This is a genomic window from Enterobacter sp. KB-280D8 (genome assembly GCF_041399405.1).
Lineage (GTDB): Bacteria > Pseudomonadota > Gammaproteobacteria > Enterobacterales > Enterobacteriaceae > Enterobacter > Enterobacter cloacae_N.
In genome coordinates this window covers 186,672-205,319 of record NZ_JBGKEC010000007.1, presented here as the reverse complement: position 1 = coordinate 205,319, position 18,648 = coordinate 186,672, and the positions used below count along the sequence as shown (strand labels likewise).

At 56.7% G+C, this 18,648-nt stretch carries 12 protein-coding genes; 9 read left to right on the top strand and 3 right to left on the bottom strand.

Features of this window, described 5'->3' with window-relative positions; genetic code table 11:
- Positions 1–77 precede the first annotated feature (77 nt).
- Positions 78–1,106, top strand: a complete 1,029-nt coding sequence (gene murB, locus AB8818_RS18225; RefSeq protein ID WP_192983813.1) for a UDP-N-acetylmuramate dehydrogenase — start codon at positions 78–80, stop codon at positions 1,104–1,106.
- Positions 1,103–2,065, top strand: a complete 963-nt coding sequence (gene birA / locus AB8818_RS18220) for a bifunctional biotin--[acetyl-CoA-carboxylase] ligase/biotin operon repressor BirA (protein WP_192983810.1) — start codon at positions 1,103–1,105, stop codon at positions 2,063–2,065. Before murB ends, birA begins: the two co-directional genes overlap by 4 nt.
- Before the next feature lie 157 nt (positions 2,066–2,222).
- Here the strand turns inward: birA and bcsG are convergent, their stop codons facing one another.
- From bcsG to bcsE, 3 genes are read right to left on the bottom strand one after another with little or no spacing between them, the layout of a single operon-like run.
- Complete coding sequence (gene bcsG / locus AB8818_RS18215) at positions 2,223–3,902, bottom strand: cellulose biosynthesis protein BcsG (RefSeq protein ID WP_163331109.1); 1,680 nt, start codon at positions 3,900–3,902, stop codon at positions 2,223–2,225.
- Entirely contained in the window at positions 3,895–4,089 is a 195-nt protein-coding gene (gene bcsF, locus AB8818_RS18210) for a cellulose biosynthesis protein BcsF (protein ID WP_014885605.1), read from the bottom strand. The genes bcsG and bcsF overlap by 8 nt, the downstream gene beginning before the upstream one ends.
- Positions 4,086–5,648 (bottom strand): cellulose biosynthesis c-di-GMP-binding protein BcsE, encoded by a 1,563-nt coding sequence (bcsE, locus tag AB8818_RS18205; protein ID WP_116342872.1) that lies wholly within the window; start codon positions 5,646–5,648, stop codon positions 4,086–4,088. Before bcsE ends, bcsF begins: the two co-directional genes overlap by 4 nt.
- A 174-nt stretch (positions 5,649–5,822) precedes the next feature.
- Here bcsE and bcsR point away from each other — a divergent pair, with 174 nt between their 5' ends.
- The 7 genes from bcsR (at position 5,823) to hmsP (ending at position 18,521) form a co-directional block, all read left to right on the top strand.
- A complete protein-coding gene (gene bcsR / locus AB8818_RS18200; RefSeq protein ID WP_116342870.1) occupies positions 5,823–6,011 on the top strand; it encodes a cellulose biosynthesis protein BcsR in 189 nt (62 codons plus the stop codon).
- A gap of 11 nt (positions 6,012–6,022) precedes the next feature.
- Positions 6,023–6,775, top strand: a complete 753-nt coding sequence (gene bcsQ, locus AB8818_RS18195) for a cellulose biosynthesis protein BcsQ (protein ID WP_028014760.1) — start codon at positions 6,023–6,025, stop codon at positions 6,773–6,775.
- Complete coding sequence (gene bcsA / locus AB8818_RS18190) at positions 6,772–9,387, top strand: UDP-forming cellulose synthase catalytic subunit (protein WP_192983808.1); 2,616 nt, start codon at positions 6,772–6,774, stop codon at positions 9,385–9,387. The genes bcsQ and bcsA overlap by 4 nt, the downstream gene beginning before the upstream one ends.
- Positions 9,388–9,397: 10 nt before the next feature.
- A complete protein-coding gene (gene bcsB / locus AB8818_RS18185; RefSeq protein ID WP_116342866.1) occupies positions 9,398–11,818 on the top strand; it encodes a cellulose biosynthesis cyclic di-GMP-binding regulatory protein BcsB in 2,421 nt (806 codons plus the stop codon).
- A gap of 6 nt (positions 11,819–11,824) precedes the next feature.
- The gene (gene bcsZ, locus AB8818_RS18180; protein ID WP_163331111.1) at positions 11,825–12,931 is read left to right on the top strand and encodes a cellulose synthase complex periplasmic endoglucanase BcsZ; all 1,107 of its coding nucleotides are present in this window, start codon (positions 11,825–11,827) and stop codon (positions 12,929–12,931) included.
- Positions 12,913–16,395, top strand: coding sequence for a cellulose synthase complex outer membrane protein BcsC (gene bcsC / locus AB8818_RS18175; RefSeq protein ID WP_192983805.1), 3,483 nt, complete (start codon positions 12,913–12,915; stop codon positions 16,393–16,395). Before bcsZ ends, bcsC begins: the two co-directional genes overlap by 19 nt.
- Before the next feature lie 119 nt (positions 16,396–16,514).
- Positions 16,515–18,521 (top strand): biofilm formation regulator HmsP, encoded by a 2,007-nt coding sequence (gene hmsP, locus AB8818_RS18170; protein ID WP_192983802.1) that lies wholly within the window; start codon positions 16,515–16,517, stop codon positions 18,519–18,521.
- Positions 18,522–18,648 lie beyond the last annotated feature (127 nt).

Sequence of the window (18,648 nt, the reverse complement as noted above, 5' to 3'; positions counted from 1 at the left end):
CTGCGCTGCACAAACTAATCCCCCAACGCTCTGCTTATACGGTAAACTACCTGCGTTTTTGCATCAGGAAAGCGTCTATGAACCACTCCCTTAAGCCCTGGAATACCTTTGGCATTCAACGTAATGCTAATCAAATTGTACGTGCCGATACAGCACAGCAGTTGCTGGATGCATGGCAAAGCGCAACAGAAAATAACGAACCCGTACTGATTCTGGGCGAAGGAAGCAATGTCCTGTTTCTCGACGATTTCGCGGGCACGGTAATTGTTAACCGCATCATGGGTATTGGTGTGGAAGAGCGCACTGATAGCTGGCATCTGCACGTAGGTGCCGGAGAAAACTGGCATCACCTGGTGCAATTTACCCTCGAAAAAGGGATGCCGGGTCTGGAAAACCTGGCGCTTATACCAGGCTGTGCCGGATCGTCACCCATTCAAAACATCGGCGCCTACGGCATCGAACTGAAACATGTCTGTGAGTATGTCGACTGCATCGAACTGGCGACCGGAACGGCTAATCGCTTAACGGCAGAGCAGTGCCGTTTCGGCTACCGTGACAGTATCTTCAAGCATGAATATCAGGATCGCTACGTGATTATCGCCGTGGGCCTGTGCCTGTCGAAAAACTGGCAGCCCGTACTCACCTACGGTGATTTAACGCGGCTCGATCCGGCTACCGTCACCCCCCGCGACGTATTTGACTCGGTTTGCCATATGCGGATGACTAAACTTCCCGATCCGAAAGTAAACGGAAATGCTGGAAGCTTCTTCAAAAACCCGGTTATCAGCAGCGAAAATGCAAAAGCCTTCCTTGAAGGATGGCCCACTGCGCCACATTATCCTCAGACCGATGGCAGCGTGAAGCTGGCTGCAGGCTGGCTGATCGATCAATGCCAGTTAAAAGGCGCTTCAGTAGGTGGCGCTGCCGTTCACCAGCAGCAGGCTCTGGTACTGATTAATCAATGCGATGCGACCAGCGATGATGTTGTGCAGCTGGCTCATTATGTTCGTCAGCGTGTGGGCGAAAAGTTTAACGTCTGGCTGGAGCCAGAAGTCCGCTTCATTGGTCGCACAGGTGAAGTGAATGCCGTGGAGACCATTGCGTGAAGGACAATACCATTCCGTTAACCCTGATTAGCATCCTTGCAGACGGGGAGTTCCACTCTGGCGAGCAACTGGGCGAGCAGCTTGGCATGAGCCGTGCCGGCATTAACAAGCATATTCAGACCCTCCGCGACTGGGGTGTTGATGTGTTCACGGTACCCGGAAAAGGCTACAGCCTGCCGGAGCCAATTCAATTGCTGAATGAAGACGTCATCCGCAGCCAGCTTGGACACGGCAATGTTGCGGTGCTGCCGGTGATTGATTCGACGAACCAGTACCTTATGGATCGGCTGAGCGAACTCTCATCCGGCGATGCCTGTGTTGCCGAGTATCAGCAGGCCGGTCGTGGCCGTCGCGGTCGCAAATGGTTCTCGCCATTTGGCGCTAATCTCTATCTGTCCATGTACTGGCGTCTGGAGCAGGGGCCTGCCGCAGCCATTGGCCTGAGTCTGGTCATTGGTATTGTCATGGCGGAAGTACTGCACGATCTGGGTGCCGATCGGGTCCGTGTTAAATGGCCAAACGATCTGTACCTCAACGATCGTAAACTTGCCGGGATCCTGGTCGAACTGACGGGCAAGACCGGTGATGCGGCGCAAATTGTCATTGGTGCGGGCCTCAATATGGTGATGCGTACTGTCCAGAATGACGTGGTGAATCAGGCCTGGACCAACCTCCAGGAGGCGGGGATCGTCATCGATCGTAACACCCTTGCCGTGCGCATGATTAAAGAGCTACGTAGCTCACTCACGCTTTTTGAACAGGAAGGTCTGGCACCGTTCCTGTCTCGTTGGGAAAAGCTGGATAACTTTATTAACCGCCCGGTGAAACTGCTGATTGGTGACAAAGAAATCTACGGGGTTTCCCGCGGTATTGACACACAGGGCGCGCTGCTTCTGGAGCAGGATGGCGCGATCAAGCCCTGGGTGGGTGGTGAAATTTCCCTGCGAAGCGCCGAATAATCGGATGGAGTTAACGATGGGACAGTCTTCCGGAGAGCCCAAAATCACCGCTAAAGACGACGACTGTTCGGCAAGCCTGAAAAAGCTGGCGCAATAATAGCGCTCTGACTATCCCCTCTCCCGTATGGGGAGAGGGTTAGGGTGAGGGGGAAATCAGTTACTGCGGATACGGTACCCAATCCCCGCCGTTCAGACGAACGTACGGCTTGTTCTGATACTGAATCACCACCGCGTTGGCATTCTCGGAGACTTCTGCCGTTTGCGGCAGGTTACTGGTGAGCTGATCCCAGTTCACGCTATCTTCCACAAACAGCTTACCGTCAACGGCGCGGGCCACCAGTTCTGAGATCGCCAGATAGCTGGTTGGCTGAGCGATCTCAATCGGTGCACCCTGGTGCGGTGCCTTCATGCCAAAGAATTTAATGCCTGCAGGCACGTTGGTGATGGACGGGCTTGGGATATCACGGAGACCTGACACCTGCATTCTGTCGCCCTTCAGCGCGCCACCGTGCTCAGGTACCACTACCACCATTACTTTACGGCCGGATTTTTCCAGCTCCGTGAAGAACGCGTCCAGCTCGTCAAAAAATTTCTGCGCACGCACTTTATAATCCGCCGTTTTGCTCACGCCAGGGAAGTGGTTACCATCGTGAAGCGGCAGGGTGTTATAGAACGTCGCACTGCGCGGATTACTGTCCTTTTCGATGGTCTGCAGCCAGCGCTGCAGCACGGCGGTATCGTCATAAACCGGCGAACCGTCGAAGCCCAGCAGCGTAACGGGAAGACCGGTTTGATCCATCAGCGGCGCCTGCATGCCACCCTGTTCACGCACCTCTTTCAGGAAGTTACCGAACTGGCCGTTATGCCCCAGCATCAGGTGCTGCGTAAAGCCCAGCTTCGCGAGGTTATCGAACAGATAACACTGGTTACCGGCGGGTTGATAGAGGTTTTTATGCGAAGTCTGACCGCAGCTTGCGCGCAGCAGGCGTATAGCCGCCGGGCCGCTGTACGAGGTGGCAGAGTTAAAATCTTTAAACTGGATGTCAAAGTGGGACCACAGAGGGTGAGACATCAAACCGGCGGCATCCACATCGGCCCAGGAGAGGGAACAGATGTTAATCACCAGCAGCTCAAACGGCTGAGCATCTGCCGGCAGCGCGTCGGGAAATTTCGTCTGTCGCTTGTCTTCTGCGGTATAGAAGCTGGAAAGCCACGCATTGAGATTGGTGGAGGTTGGCGGTGCGGTCTGCGTTGGAATATCGCCCACCACCGGCGTATCGCCTGCCGTTGTAACGGTAGCCGCTGCGCTTCCTCCCGTCGTGGTCACCGTTGTCGTCGGCTGGCCGGCAGGCCACAGGGAAAAGCTTGGCCCCGCCAGCGTCAGCACGTTAAGCCAGATCATAATGGCGACGACAAACACCGTGACGCGGATCCACTGAGACAGGAACAGCCAGGCAACCAGCAGGACAAAGACGGCGCCAATCATCTGCCAGTTAATGAAACGTTCAACCAGGTCAAGCATATAGTCTGCACTGAATCCCGCGACCTGCGATCCCTGGCTCATTATGCTTTCCGGTCCGGGAAGCCAGGTATCGTGCCAGAACAGCGCAAAGCCGACGGGGATGGCAACCCAGTGACGTAAACGATGCAGCCTGATGTTCGGCAGAGGCATCAGCAGGAAGGCCATAAACACCAGGTTAAGCAGGGGATGGAAATTCAGATAGCCTGCCCACAGCAGACCAAACTTCACCAGAAAGTAGAAGTTCCAGCCGGAAAGGCCGCGCCAGTATTGCCAGAGCGGCGAGGGTGACGAAGCGGTATAGGTAGAATTAGTCATGTTTACGGTCTGCCTTGACGTGTGATGCCCGTGTCAGTGTTCCGGCTGGTTTTACATAGCGAGGTTTTATAAACATCACTCTGGCCGTATCACGGATACGGCGTATGGAATGGCGCGCATAGTAGCCAAGCGGGAAAAAGATCAGCGCACAGAATACGACCAGTTGAATGATATCGCTGATATTCATGATGGTGCGTTCTCCCCATTCTCAGTTAATAAGCGAAGGGGCTCCGGAACCCGACGCCAGACATGTCCGTCATGTCTGGCATTAAGGATCGGTTTTACATCGCTCGTGATTGCGAGCGGTTTAACCCATTGTTCAGGCTGAAGTGCGCGCATCTGCACCAGCTCCGCGCTAATAGCATTATCTTCGAACCAAATCATACGGTTCGAGAAGATGTCCCCGGTAGGCAGGGGGAAGATGTGGTTAAGCGCGGTATCAAGATCGTTTACCCGGCAGAAGGATAAAAACAGCACCAGGCGATTATCGCCAATGGTCATGATGTCCCCTGTACGGTTCGGGCGGCATAAGGTGAGCGCCTGCTCAACGCGAATACCCGGTACCGGGCGCAGGGCAACCATGACCCCTTTACCGTCCGCGGGGAGTAACGTGTTGCTCATCATGTTGCCGACGGCATCGCAGAACGTATCCCATTTCTGGTAGCCGCGCAGCTTCATCGGCTGGGTCATGGAGAGCAGCGTGGAGATGTCTTCCGGTACATGGCGGCTGAACTGCTGGCCCTGAACGCTTTCAATGAGCGTCAGGCAGCGTGACAGCGGTGCATTCCATGGAATAACCATATTTGCACCACAGCCCAGAAGCAGACGCTCATCAGTTGCGCGCAGGCTGGTATTATTTTCGCGCACCACAATTTTTAACGCGCTGCCGCGCTGGCGGCGCAGGGTATGAATTTGTCTCGCCAGCGTCTCAATCTGGTTATTCTGCATCAACGAGAAAATAAGGGTGGCTGCCTGGGTGGTACGGGCTTCATGAAAAAGCGCTTCGTTAGACTCAAACAGCGACCAGTTTTCCGAAAGCGCAGGAGCACCTTCTAAAACTGCAATATGGCTCAGGATGCGTTTTTCGTCACTGCGCGGCTGCACCACGGTTTCTTCCTGCTGTGCCAGGTGCCATTTCCCCTCAACAGGTTTAAGGGTCAGCTGTTGCCTGGCGCTCACGCCCTTTTCATTGCACCAGAAGGCAATATCGTAGAGATAGCTTCCTGCCTGGTCACGAAGACTTGCCAGTCCGAACAGGGAGCGATATTCACCCATTAAAAGTGAGAATAGCTTGTCATTATTACTGCCGGGGTTGACGACCAATAGCGTGCAATTTTGAAATTTTGCCCATTTATTGATTTTTTCCAGCCACGACAGCAGTTTTTCGGCAGGAATATTTTGCAGTGTGTTATTTGCGCATTTAAGAATCACTAAATAGTGATCCGGATCAATAGAGCACTGAACGTCGCGGGGCAAAAAGTATAGACTATCCGCTTCCGCTGACATGGAAAATAAACGTACTTTTTGAGGTCCGCAGTCACTTTCCAGCGTGATAATTTTCTTCGGCTCTTCGCCCATGCTAATGACGGCCACGCGGGAATCCTTACCCTGAGCGGCAATTGTCTGGTTTACCAGGCTGATAGCATCTTCATTACGATCCGTATTAATCCACCAGACTCCACCGACTGGCATGTGGCTCAATTCGTCCCATAATGACTGGATGCCAATAGAAAATATGGAGTCCACGATGTCCCTCTTTTCGTCTAATTTGTCTGTATCTCAGTTTACTAGCGAAAGCGTAGAAATAAACCTAACATTGAAATTAAAGAACATCAGATTTAGCATGTAAATGAAATTTGTCAGGGCAGGACGCCCTGCAACTTCCGAGCGTGCGATTTTCCTCATAGGGATGGAATAAGAATGGATAATAACGAACCTGGAACCCCAGTCGATTCGACTCTGGGTTACACATTCCAAAACGATTTTCTGGCGCTGGCGCAGGCCTTTTCTCTACCTGAAATAGATTATACCGATATTTCCCAGCGGGAACAGTTGGCCGCGGCTATTAAACGCTGGCCGTTATTAGCTGAATTCGCCCATCAACAATAAGGGAGCCATTGATGGCCATACTCGGATTACAGGGTGTCCGTGGCGGTGTGGGTACCACATCTGTTACCGCGGCGCTGGCGTGGTCATTACAGCTTTTAGGTGAATCGGTGCTGGTGATTGACGCCTGCGCCGATAATTTGCTGCGTATGTCGTTCAACGTCGACTTTACTCGCGAAGAGGGCTGGGCCCGCGCGCTGCTTGATGACAAAGACTGGCGGGATGCGGGTCTGCGCTATACCTCCCAGCTTGATTTGCTGCCTTTTGGCCAACTGACCACCACGGAACGCGAGAATGAGGCCGCCTATCAGCGTCTGTTTTCGCAGTTCACGCTTGCGCTGCAGAGTCTGAAAGAAAAGGGGCACTACCAGTGGATCCTGCTGGATCTGCCACACGGCGCCGGGACGCTGACCCGACAGCTCATCGCCCAGTGCGACCATGTACTTTCCGTGGTGAACGTGGATGCGAACTGCCATATTCGCCTGCATCAGCAGGGTCTGCCTCAAAATGCGCATCTTCTGATTAACGATTTACGTATCGGTAGCCAAATTCAGGACGATCTCTATCAGGTGTGGCTGCAAAGCCAGCGCCGCCTGCTGCCCATTGTGATTCATCGCGATGAGGGAATGGCGGAATGCCTCGCCTCCAAGCAGCCGCTAGGCGAATATCGCAGCGACTCGCTGGCAGCAGAAGAGATCCTGACGCTGGCTAACTGGTGTCTGCTGAACTTCGCCAGCAAGGCGGAGCCGGCAGGGAGTTCGGTATGAGTCGACTCGCCAGCTGGCTTCTTATCCCACCGGTCAGTTCGCGTTTAAGCGACCATTACCGGCACTTTCGCCGGCATGGCGCCCCGGCATTCAGCGCCGCGCTCGGCTGTTTCTGGATGATTCTGGCCTGGACGTTCATTCCACTCGAACACCCGCGCTGGCAGCGCATGCGTGCACGCCACGGCGAATTATATCCACACATTAACCCCGACCGGCCACGGCCTTTGGATCCGGCGCGCTATCTTTTTCAGGCCATCTGGCTGGCGGTCACGTCATCCCGTGCGGAGAAAATAACGCCGCACTGGCGCAGCTATTCCCGCGTACAGCAGTTACGTGAACGCTATCACCAGTGGCTGGATAAACTGCCCGATAGCGTCAGCGATAAGACCAGCCATCTGGATAACCATAAAGAACTCGGGCACCTCCATCCGGGCTTGCGGCGTTTTATCCTTGGCGTGATTGTCGTGTTCTCGCTCATTCTGGCGCTGGTCTGTATCACACAACCCTTCAACCCCCTGGCGCAGTTCACCTTCCTGATCCTGCTGTGGGGCGTGGCGTTGCTGGTTCGCCGTATTCCGGGCCGCTTCTCGGCGCTGATGCTGATTGTGCTGTCGCTGACGGTTTCCTGCCGCTACATCTGGTGGCGTTACACCTCAACGCTGAACTGGGACGATCCGGTCAGCCTGGTGTGCGGTCTGGTGCTGCTGTTTGCTGAGACCTATGCCTGGATTGTGCTGGTTCTGGGCTATTTCCAGGTGATCTGGCCGCTCAACCGCCAGCCGGTTCCGCTGCCAAAGGACACCACGCAGTGGCCGACTGTCGATCTCTTCGTTCCGACCTACAACGAAGATCTGAGCGTGGTGAAAAACACCATCTATGCCGCGCTGGGCATCGACTGGCCGAAAGATAAGCTCAAAGTCTGGATCCTGGATGACGGCAATCGTCCGGCGTTCCGCCAGTTTGCAGAAGAGGTCGGCGTCGAGTATATCGCCCGTCCGACTCACGAGCATGCGAAGGCCGGTAATATCAACAACGCCCTGAAGTATGCCACCGGGGAGTTCGTCTCGATCTTTGACTGCGACCACGTGCCGACGCGCTCGTTCCTGCAGATGACCATGGGCTGGTTCCTGAAAGAGAAAGAGCTGGCGATGATGCAGACGCCGCACCATTTCTTCTCACCGGACCCGTTTGAACGTAACCTTGGCCGCTTCCGCAAAACCCCGAACGAAGGCACGCTGTTCTATGGGCTGGTGCAGGACGGGAACGACATGTGGGATGCCACCTTCTTCTGCGGCTCCTGCGCGGTTATCCGCCGTAAGCCGCTGGATGAAATTGGCGGTATTGCCGTTGAGACGGTGACCGAAGATGCGCACACCTCTCTGCGCCTGCACCGTCGGGGCTATACCTCTGCCTATATGCGTATCCCTCAGGCCGCCGGTCTGGCGACGGAATCACTCTCGGCGCACATTGGCCAGCGTATTCGCTGGGCGCGCGGCATGGTGCAGATTTTCCGTCTCGATAACCCGCTGATAGGGAAAGGGCTCAAGCTGGCGCAGCGTCTTTGCTACGTCAACGCTATGTTCCACTTCTTGTCCGGCATCCCGCGGCTTATCTTCCTGACCGCGCCGCTGGCGTTCCTGCTCCTTCATGCCTATATCATCTACGCCCCCGCGCTGATGATTGCGCTGTTCGTTCTGCCGCACATGATCCACGCGAGCCTGACGAACTCGAAGATCCAGGGCAAATACCGCCACTCCTTCTGGAGTGAAATCTACGAAACGGTGCTGGCGTGGTACATCGCACCGCCGACGATGGTGGCGCTGATTAACCCGCATAAAGGTAAATTCAACGTCACCGCGAAGGGTGGTCTGGTGGAAGAGGAGTACGTCGACTGGGTGATCTCCCGCCCGTACATCTTCCTCGTGCTGCTGAATATTGTCGGCGTTATCGCCGGCATCTGGCGCTACTTCTACGGCCCGGAAAACGAAATCCTGACCGTGTTTGTGAGTATGGCCTGGGTGTTCTACAACCTGATTATCCTCGGCGGCGCGGTGGCGGTGTCGGTGGAGAGTAAACAGGTTCGTCGCGCGCATCGCGTTGAAATCTGCATGCCTGCGGCGATTGCCCGTGAAGATGGCCACCTCTTCTCCTGTACGGTGCACGATTTCTCTGACGGTGGTCTGGGGATCAAAATCAACGGCCAGGCGAAAGTGCTGGAAGGGCAGAAGGTTAACCTGCTGCTCAAGCGCGGCCAGCAGGAGTATGTCTTCCCGACGCAGGTGGTGCGTGTGGCAGGCAGTGAGGTCGGTCTGCAACTGATGCCGTTGACCAAAAAGCAACATATTGATTTTGTGCAGTGTACGTTTGCCCGTGCGGATACATGGGCTCTCTGGCAGGACAGCTTCCCGGAAGATAAACCTCTGGAAAGCCTGCTGGATATTCTGAAGCTGGGGTTCCGTGGCTATCGTCACCTTGCAGAATTTGCCCCGTCGTCGGTGAAATTAATTTTCCGGTCACTTACTTCGCTGGTTTCCTGGGTCGTGTCGTTTGTTCCTCGTCGTCCTGAGCGGGATGAGGCGAAGCAGGCGGACCCGGTTATGGCTCAACAATGATGATAACGCGATGAAAACAAAACTTTCCTGGTTATGTGCAGTGGCAATGGGAGTGAGTGCACTCCCCGCAACAATGGCTAACGCAGCACCTGGTAACGCAGCGGCTACGCCTGCGCCGACGGTACCTGTCGTCGCGCAGGCAACCGATCCGGTTATCACGGCGGCACCCGGTCAAACAGAAAACATCATTCCGAACCAGCCAACGGAGGGGAACACCCTCCCGGCCGAGAACCCGGTCATCGGGCAGGTGATGCCGGGCGTGCGGGGGGCTAACGCGCCCGTTGTCGCGGAGAACACGCCGTCGCGGGACGTGAAGCTGACCTTCGCGCAAATCGCGCCGCCGCCGGGCAGCATGGTGCTGCGCGGCGTCAATCCTAACGGCAGCATTGAATTTGGTATGCGCAGCGATGAGGTTGTTTCGAATGCGGTACTGAACCTTGAATATACGCCGTCGCCATCCCTGCTGCCGACGCAGTCTCAGCTGAAGGTCTACCTCAATGATGAGCTGATGGACGTTCTGCCGGTGACCAAAGAGCAGCTGGGTAAGAAAACCCAGGCGCAGGTACCGATTAACCCGCTGTTCATCACCGACTTTAACCGTATCCGTCTGGAGTTTGTTGGTCACTACCGCGATGTCTGCGAAAACCCCGCCAGCAACACGCTGTGGCTGGACGTCGGGCGCAACTCCTCGCTGCAGATGACCTACCAGCCGCTGGCGCTGAAAAACGATCTTTCGGCATTCCCGGTTCCGTTCTTTGATCCGCGTGATAACCGTCCGCTCACGCTGCCGATGGTATTTGCGTCATCCCCTGACGTGACCGAGCAGCTGGCGGCGACCATTGTGGCCTCCTGGTTTGGCTCCCGCTCTGGCTGGCGCGGTCAGAACTTCCCGGTGATGTATGACAAAATGCCGGACAGAAACGCGATTGTCTTTGCAACTAACGCCAAGCGTCCGGCCTTCCTGCGCGACCACCCGGAAGTCAAAGCGCCAACTATTGAGATGATAAGCCACCCGGATAACCCGTACGTGAAGCTGCTGGTGGTCTTTGGTCGTGACGATAAAGATCTGGTTCAGGCGGCAAAAGCAATTGCCCAGGGCAACGTCCTGTTCCGCGGCAACAGCGTGGTGGTGGACGAGGTTAAGCCGCTGCTGGCACGTAAACCTTATGACGCGCCAAACTGGGTGCGTACCGATCGTGCCGTGACGTTTGGTGAACTGAAAACCTATGAAGAGCAGCTGCAGGCGTCCGGGCTGGAACCATCGTCGATTAACCTGTCACTGAACCTGCCGCCGGATCTGTACCTGCTGCGCACCAACGGCATTGATATCAATCTCAACTATCGCTATACCGCGCCGGCGACGAAAGACAGCTCGCGCATGGATATCAGCCTGAACAACCAGTTCCTGCAATCGTTCAGCCTGCAAAGCACCCAGGATACTAACCGGCTGATGCTCCGCCTGCCGGTGCTGCAGGGGCTGCTGGACGGCAAAACGGACGTCTCTATTCCGGCACTGAAGCTTGGCGCGATTAACCAGCTGCGTTTTGATTTCCAGTACATGAACCCGATGCCTGGCGGTTCGGTGGAGAACTGCATCACCTTCCAGCCGGTACAGAACCACGTCGTGATCGGCGATGAGTCGACCATCGACTTCTCGAAGTACTACCATTTCCTGGCGATGCCGGATCTGCGTGCCTTTGCTAACGCGGGCTTCCCGTTCAGCCGCATGGCCGATCTCTCTGAATCCATTGTGGTGATGCCAAAAGCGCCAAACGAAGGTCAGGTGACGACCCTGCTCGACACCATGGCGACCGTAGGCGCGCAAACTGGATTACCGGCAATTAACGTCACGTTGACGGATGATGGCAGCCAAATCCAGAACAAAGATGCGGATATTATGGTGATCGGCACCATCCCGGATAAGCTGAAGGATGAAAAACGTATCGATCTGCTGGTAAAAGCCACTGAGTCCTGGGTTAACACGCCGCTGCGTCAGACCGAGTTCCCGAGCATTATGCCGGATGTGAACGATCGCAAGGCCAGCGCGCAGACGGCCGTAACCTCTCAGGGAGCGATGGCTGCAGTGGTGGGCTTCCAGTCCCCTTACAACGATCAGCGTAGCGTGATAGCTCTGCTGGCGGACAGCCCCCGTGGCTATGAGCTGCTGAATACCGCGATGAACGACAGCGGTAAACGCGCCGCGATGTTTGGCTCGGTGTCGGTGATCCGCGAGTCCGGCGTCAACAGCCTGCGCGTGGGTGATGTGTACTACGTCGGCCATCTGCCGTGGTTCGAACGTCTGTGGTATGCGCTGTCTAACCATCCGGTTCTGCTCGCCATCCTGGCTGCGGTCAGCGTGGTATTGCTGGCATGGGTGCTGTGGCGTCTGCTGCGTATCATCAGCCGTCGTCGCCTTAACCCCGATGAGTAAGACGTGATGAAAGCCATTCGCTGGTGTGTAGTTGTAGCGTTGATGCTGGCGGCGCTCCCGCTTCGCGCCGCCTGTACCTGGCCTGCCTGGGAGCAGTTTAAAAAGGATTACATCAGCGAGGGCGGGCGCGTCATTGATCCCAGTGACACGCGCAAAATTACGACGTCGGAAGGGCAAAGCTATGCGTTGTTCTTTGCCCTTGCCGCTAACGATCGCAACGCGTTTGACCTGCTGCTGACCTGGACGCGCGATAACCTTGCCAGCGGCAATCTCAACGATCGTCTGCCCGCCTGGCTCTGGGGGCAGAAAGACAAAGAAAACTGGGGGGTGATTGATACTAATTCCGCCTCAGATGCCGATGTCTGGATTGCCTGGTCGCTGCTCGAAGCGGGCCGGTTATGGAAACACCCGGACTATACCCAAACGGGCAAGGCGCTGCTAAAACGCATTGCCAGCGAGGAAGTGGTGAAAGTGCCGGGGCTCGGCTCAATGCTGCTTCCCGGTAAAGTCGGCTTTGCCGATGAAAACGCCTGGCGCTTTAACCCCAGCTACCTTCCTCCACAGCTAGCGAGCTATTTCACCCGCTACGGAGCCCCGTGGACCACGCTGCGTGAAACCAATCTGCGGCTACTGCTGGAAAGCGCGCCGAAGGGGTTCTCGCCGGACTGGGTGCAGTATCAGAAAAACAGAGGCTGGCAGTTACAGCAGGATAAGACGCTGGTGGGGGGCTATGACGCCATACGTGTCTATCTTTGGGTGGGCATGATGAGCGATAAAGATCCTCAAAAAGCCCGGCTGCTGACCCGCTTCCAGCCGATGGCGGCAACGACAATCAAACAGGGCGTGCCGCCGGAGAAAGTGGATGTGGCGACGGGGAAACGCACCGGCAATGGCCCGGTCGGGTTCTCTGCCGCCATGCTGCCGTTTTTACAACAGCGCGATGCCCAGGCGGTTCAGCGCCAGCGCGTGGCAGACCATTTTCCCGATAAAAATGCCTACTACAGCTATGTATTGACTCTCTTTGGTCAGGGATGGGATCAGCATCGTTTTCGCTTCACCGCTAAGGGTGAATTAATACCGGATTGGGGCCAGGAATGCGCAAGTTCACAGTAAATCTACTCACTCTATCGCTTGGGCTGGCACTGATGCCGCTGGCGCAGGCCGTCAACTCTCCGCAGCAGAAACAGCTGCTGGAGCAGGTTCGGCTGGGCGAATCGACCCATCGTGAGGATTTGGTTCGTCAGTCACTCTACCGTCTTGAGCTGATCGATCCGAACAACCCTGACGTCATTGCCGCCCGCTTTCGCTACCTGCTGCGCCAGGGCGATAACGCCGGAGCGCAAAAAGAGCTGGATCGCCTGAAAGGGATCGCCCCGGGCTCCAGCGCCTACCAGTCCTCACGCAACACGATGCTGCTTTCCACGCCGGATGGCCGCCAGCAGCTTCAGCAGGCGCGCTTACTCGCCACAACAGGGCACACGCAGGAGGCGATAGCCGCCTATGACAAGCTCTTTGACGGCAACCCGCCGGGCGGCGACGTTGCGACGGAATACTGGAATGTGGTGGCGAAAGATCCTGCCCGTCGCGCTTCGGCCATTAACCAACTAAAAAAAATTAACAGCAGCAGCCCCGGTAATACGCAGCTGCAGACGACGCTGGCTCAGCTTCTGTTCCAGAGCGGACGCCGTGATGAAGGCTTTGCGGTGCTGCAGGAGATGGCTAAATCTACCGGCGGTCGCAGTCAGGCGTCTGACATGTGGTATGAGCAGATTAAAGACCAGCCCGCCAGCAGCGCCAGCGTTACCGCGCTGCAAAAATACCTGACCGTATTCAGCGACGGGGATAGCGTCGCGGCGGCGCGCGCCCAGCTTGAGGCGCAGCAAAAACAGCTCGCTGACCCGGCGTTCCGCGCGAAAGCGGAAGGGCTGGCGGCGGTGGATGCCGGGCAGGGGAGTAAGGCGGTGGCGGAGCTGCAAAAAGCCGTTAGTGCCAACCATGCCGACAGTGAAGCGGTGGGTGCCCTTGGACAAGCCTATTCCCAGAAAGGCGACCGCGCCCGCGCGGTGGCACAGTTTGAAAAGGCGATTGCCCTCGATCCGCAGAGCGATAACCGCGGTAAATGGGACAGTTTACTGAAGGTTAACCGCTACTGGCTGCTGATCCAGCAGGGGGATGCGGCGCTGAAGGCGAATAACCCGGCGCAGGCGGAACGATACTTTCAGCAGGCGCGTAACATCGACAATACCGACAGCTACGCGGTGCTGGGGCTGGGAGATGCCGCCGCGGCGCGTAAAGATAACGACGCGGCAGAGCGTTATTACCGCCAGGCGCTGCGTATGGACAGCGGCAACAGCAATGCGGTTCGCGGCCTTGCCAATATTTACCGCGTACAGTCCCCGGAGAAAGCCTCGCAGTTTATCCAGTCGCTCTCTGCCAGCCAACGCCGGAGCATTGATGATATTGAGCGTAGCCTGACTAACGAGCAGCTGTCTGCCCAGGCAGAACAGCTGGAAAGTCAGGGGAAATACGCTCAGGCGGCAGAAATCCAGCGTCGTCGTCTGGCGCTCTCGCCCGGTGACGTCTGGATAACGTATCGTCTCTCGCGCGATCTCTACAGCGCGGGTCAGCGCAGCCAGGCGGATACCCTGATGCGCCAGCTTGCCCGCCAAAAACCGTCTGACCCGGATCAGGTCTATGCCAACGGGCTCTATCTTTCCGGAAACGACCAGGACCGGGCCGCGCTGGCGCATCTGGATACCCTGCCGCGCAGCCAGTGGAACGGCAATATTCAGGAACTTGCCGACCGCCTGCAAAGCAACCAGGTGCTGGAAACTGCTAACCGTCTGCGCGACAGTGGCAAAGAGCAGGAGGCGGAAAACCTTCTGCGCCAGCAGCCGACCTCCACCCGCATCGACCTGACGCTGGCGGACTGGGCGCAGCAGCGTGGCGATCTGGCGTCGGCGAAAACCACCTACAACGCCGTCCTGCAGCGTGAGCCGCAGAACGAGGACGCGATCCTCGGTTTGACCGAGATTTACAGCGCGGAAGGTAACAAAGATGCCGCCCGTGCCGAGCTCGCGAAACTGCCCGCCGGGCAAAATGACCAGCCACTCTCGCTCAATATGCAGCGCCGGATCGCGATGGCGCAGGCGGGCCTGGGCGATTCCGCTGCCGCAGAACAGACCTTCAGCAAAATCATTCCTCAGGCCAAATCGCAGCCCGCCTCCATGGAAAGCGCGCTGGTGCTGCGTGATGCTGCCCGCTTCCAGACGCAAAACGGCCAGCCGCAACAGGCGCTGGAGACGTATAAAGATGCGATGGTGTCGTCCGGCATTACCACGACGCGTCCGGTGGACAACGACAGTTTCACCCGCCTGACGCGTAACGATGAAAAAGATGACTGGCTGAAGCGCGGCGTGCGCAGTGACGCTGGTGATTTGTACCGTCAGCAGGATGTTAACGTCACGCTCCAGCACGACTACTGGGGCTCCAGCGGCACGGGCGGCTATTCCGACCTGAAAGCGCATACCACCATGCTCCAGGTGGACGCACCGCTCTCTGACGGGCGCATGTTCTTCAGAAGCGATCTGGTCAACATGGATGCCGGTACTTTTGATAACAATAATGGGACTTACGATCCTAAATGGGGGACCTGCTACGACACGCCGTGTAGCGGCAACACCAGCCAGAGCGACAGCGGCGCCAGCGTCGCCGTCGGCTGGCAGAATAAAACCTGGGCGATGGATATTGGCACCACGCCAATGGGCTTTGACGTCGTCGACGTGGTGGGCGGCATCAGCTACAGCAGTGATTTAGGTCCCATCGGCTATACCGTCAACGCCCATCGTCGGCCTATCTCCAGTTCGCTGCTGGCCTTCGCCGGGCAAAAAGATACCAATACCGGCACCACCTGGGGCGGCGTACGCGCAACCGGCGGTGGCGTGAGCATCAGCTATGACAAAGGTGAGGCGAACGGCGTCTGGTCCAGCCTGAACGCGGAAACGCTGACGGGTAAAAATGTGGAAGATAACTGGCGCGTCCGCTGGATGACGGGTTACTACTACAAGCTCATCAATAAAAACAACGAGCGCCTGACGGTCGGCGTGTCCAATATGCTCTGGCACTACGACAAAGATCTGAGCGGCTATTCCCTCGGTCAGGGCGGCTACTACAGCCCGCAGGAGTATGTCTCCTTCGCGCTGCCTGTAACCTGGCGTAAGCGCACGGAAAACTGGTCCTGGGAGCTGGGAGGCTCGGTGTCCTGGTCCCATTCCAAAACCAAAGACGAGCTGCGCTACCCGATCCAGAGCCTGATCCCGACCGATGAGCCAGGCCGCTATACTGACCGGGGCGCGATGGAAACCGGCAGCAGCTCCTCCGGGACGGGTTATACCGCGCGGGCGATTATCGAACGCCGGGTCACGTCCAACTGGTTTGTGGGCATGGGCGTGGATATTCAGGAAGCGAAAGACTATACCCCAAGCCATGCGCTGATTTATGTGCGTTACTCTGCTGCAGGCTGGCAGGGTGATATGGACTTACCGCCGCAGCCGCTTATTCCTTACGCGGACTGGTAATCGGATTTTCCTTAATCCATTTGTAAGTCTCTCTTAATAGCGCGGCAATCGGGTATACTCAGGCGCGCCAGGTTTACACCCTGGCGCGCCCTGCGCTTCGAGTTTTGTGGAGAGTCATTTTGCGTGTCAGCCGTTCCTTAACGATCAAACAGATGGCGATGGTCTCTGCCGTCACTATGCTGTTTGTACTGCTCTTCTGCGTAATTTTGCTGTTTCATTCCGTACAGCAGAATCGCTATAACACGGCTTCGCAGTTAGAAAGTATCGCCCGCTCGGTGCGCGGCCCGCTCTCCGCCTCGATCCTGAAAGGAGATATTCCCGAAGCGGAAACCATCTTAAAACGCATTCAGCCTGCCGGCGTCGTTAGCCGCGCCGATGTCGTCTTGCCCAACCAGTTTCAGGCGCTGCGGATGAGCTTTATCCCGGAGCGTCCCGTTCCGATGATGGTGATGCGCCTGTTTGAGCTGCCGGTGCAAATTTCTCTGCCTGTCTATTCGCTTGAGCGCCCTGCCAATCCGCAGCCGCTGGCCTACCTGGTTCTGCAGGCGGACTCGTACCGGATGTATAAATTCGTCATGAGCTGGGTGGTTACGTTAGTAACCACTTGCTTACTTATGACCCTTATCCTCAGCGTGGCGCTGACCTGGTGCATTAACCGGCTGATTGTTCACCCGCTGCGCCGTATCGCCCGCGAGCTGAATTCGCTTGCGCCGCAGGATCAGCTGGGGCACCAGCTTGAGCTGCCGCGCCTGCATCATGACGATGAGATCGGGATGCTGGTGCGCAGCTACAACCTCAACCAGCAGCGCATCCAGCGTCAGCAGGATGAGTTAAACAACAGCGCTACGCGCTTCCCGGTGTCGGAGCTTCCCAACAAAGCGTTTCTGATGGCGATGCTGGAGCAGACCGTTGCGCGGCAGCAAACCACGGCGCTGATGGTGATCGCCTGTGAAACCCTGCAGGATACGGCCGGCGTGCTAAAGGAGAGCCAGCGTGAAATGCTCTTGCTGACGCTGGTGGAAAAGGTGAAGTCCGTCCTTGCCCCGCGCATGGTGCTGACCCAGGTCAGCGGTTACGACCTGGTGGTGATTGCCAACGGCGTGAAAGAGCCGTGGCACGCCATTACATTAGGTCAGCAAGTACTCACTGTCATAAATGAGCGGCTGCCCGTTCAGGGTATCCAGCTTCGTCCGAGCGCCAGCATCGGTATCGCCATGTACTACGGTGATTTAACGGCGGAGCAGCTTTACCGCCGCGCGTTCTCGGCGGCGTTTACCGCCCGGCGTAAAGGGAAAAATCAGATCCAGTTCTTCGACCCGGAGCAGATGGAAAAAGCGCAGCAGCGCCTGACGGAAGAGAGCGACATCCTGACCGCGCTTGATAACCGTCAGTTTGCCCTCTGGCTGCAGCCGCAGGTGAATTTACAGACGGGTGAAGTGAAAAGTGCCGAGGCGCTGCTCCGCGTGCAGCAGCCGGATGGCTCATGGGAGCTGCCGGAAGGGCTGATTGAGCGCATCGAATCCTGTGGTCTGATGGTCACCGTTGGCTATTGGGTGCTGGAGGAGTCCTGCCGCCAGCTTGCCGCCTGGCAGGAGCGCGGCGTTACGCTGCCGCTGTCGGTCAATCTGTCAGCGCTGCAGCTTATGCATCCGACGATGGTCTCCGAGATGCTGGAGCTGATCCATCGTTACCGGATCAAGCCCGATACGCTGACGCTGGAAGTGACGGAAAGCCGACGCATTGACGATCCTAACGACGCGGTTGCCATCCTGAAGCCGCTGCGCAATGCTGGCATTCGCATCGCGCTGGACGATTTTGGTATGGGATACGCCGGACTGCGTCAGCTTCAGCACATGAAAACCCTGCCGGTGGACGTGCTCAAAATCGATAAATCGTTTGTCGACGGGCTGCCGGAGGACAGCAGCATGGTGCAGGCCATCGTCCAGATGGCGCGCAGTCTCAACCTGCATCTTATTGCCGAGGGGATTGAAACCGAAGCGCAACGCGCCTGGCTTGCAGAGGCGGGCGTCGAGAGCGGCCAGGGCTACCTTTTTGCCCCCGCGGTGCCGCCGGATGTCTTCGAACAGCGATACCTTTCCGGCGCTGACCATAACGCAAAAGTGTAATTTTGTTGCTGGCTTGTGCGAGCCAGTTCAAAGTTCTTAACATTTGTGTTTCAAATTTGAACTGAGTTTATTTCTGTCCTGTTATACGGGTGTTATTTTAGAGCCGCAGGTTAACCATAACCTTACA

Bases quoted from the DNA above. Each gene is read 5' to 3' on its own strand.
- bcsF (WP_014885605.1), bottom strand. From the start codon at position 4,089: ATGAATATCAGCGATATCATTCAACTGGTCGTATTCTGTGCGCTGATC.
- bcsB (WP_116342866.1), top strand. From the start codon at position 9,398: ATGAAAACAAAACTTTCCTGGTTATGTGCAGTGGCAATGGGAGTGAGT.
- murB (WP_192983813.1), top strand. From the start codon at position 78: ATGAACCACTCCCTTAAGCCCTGGAATACCTTTGGCATTCAACGTAAT.
- bcsA (WP_192983808.1), top strand. From the start codon at position 6,772: ATGAGTCGACTCGCCAGCTGGCTTCTTATCCCACCGGTCAGTTCGCGT.
- bcsQ (WP_028014760.1), top strand. From the start codon at position 6,023: ATGGCCATACTCGGATTACAGGGTGTCCGTGGCGGTGTGGGTACCACA.
- bcsR (WP_116342870.1), top strand. From the start codon at position 5,823: ATGGATAATAACGAACCTGGAACCCCAGTCGATTCGACTCTGGGTTAC.
- bcsZ (WP_163331111.1), top strand. From the start codon at position 11,825: ATGAAAGCCATTCGCTGGTGTGTAGTTGTAGCGTTGATGCTGGCGGCG.
- bcsC (WP_192983805.1), top strand. From the start codon at position 12,913: ATGCGCAAGTTCACAGTAAATCTACTCACTCTATCGCTTGGGCTGGCA.
- bcsG (WP_163331109.1), bottom strand. From the start codon at position 3,902: ATGACTAATTCTACCTATACCGCTTCGTCACCCTCGCCGCTCTGGCAA.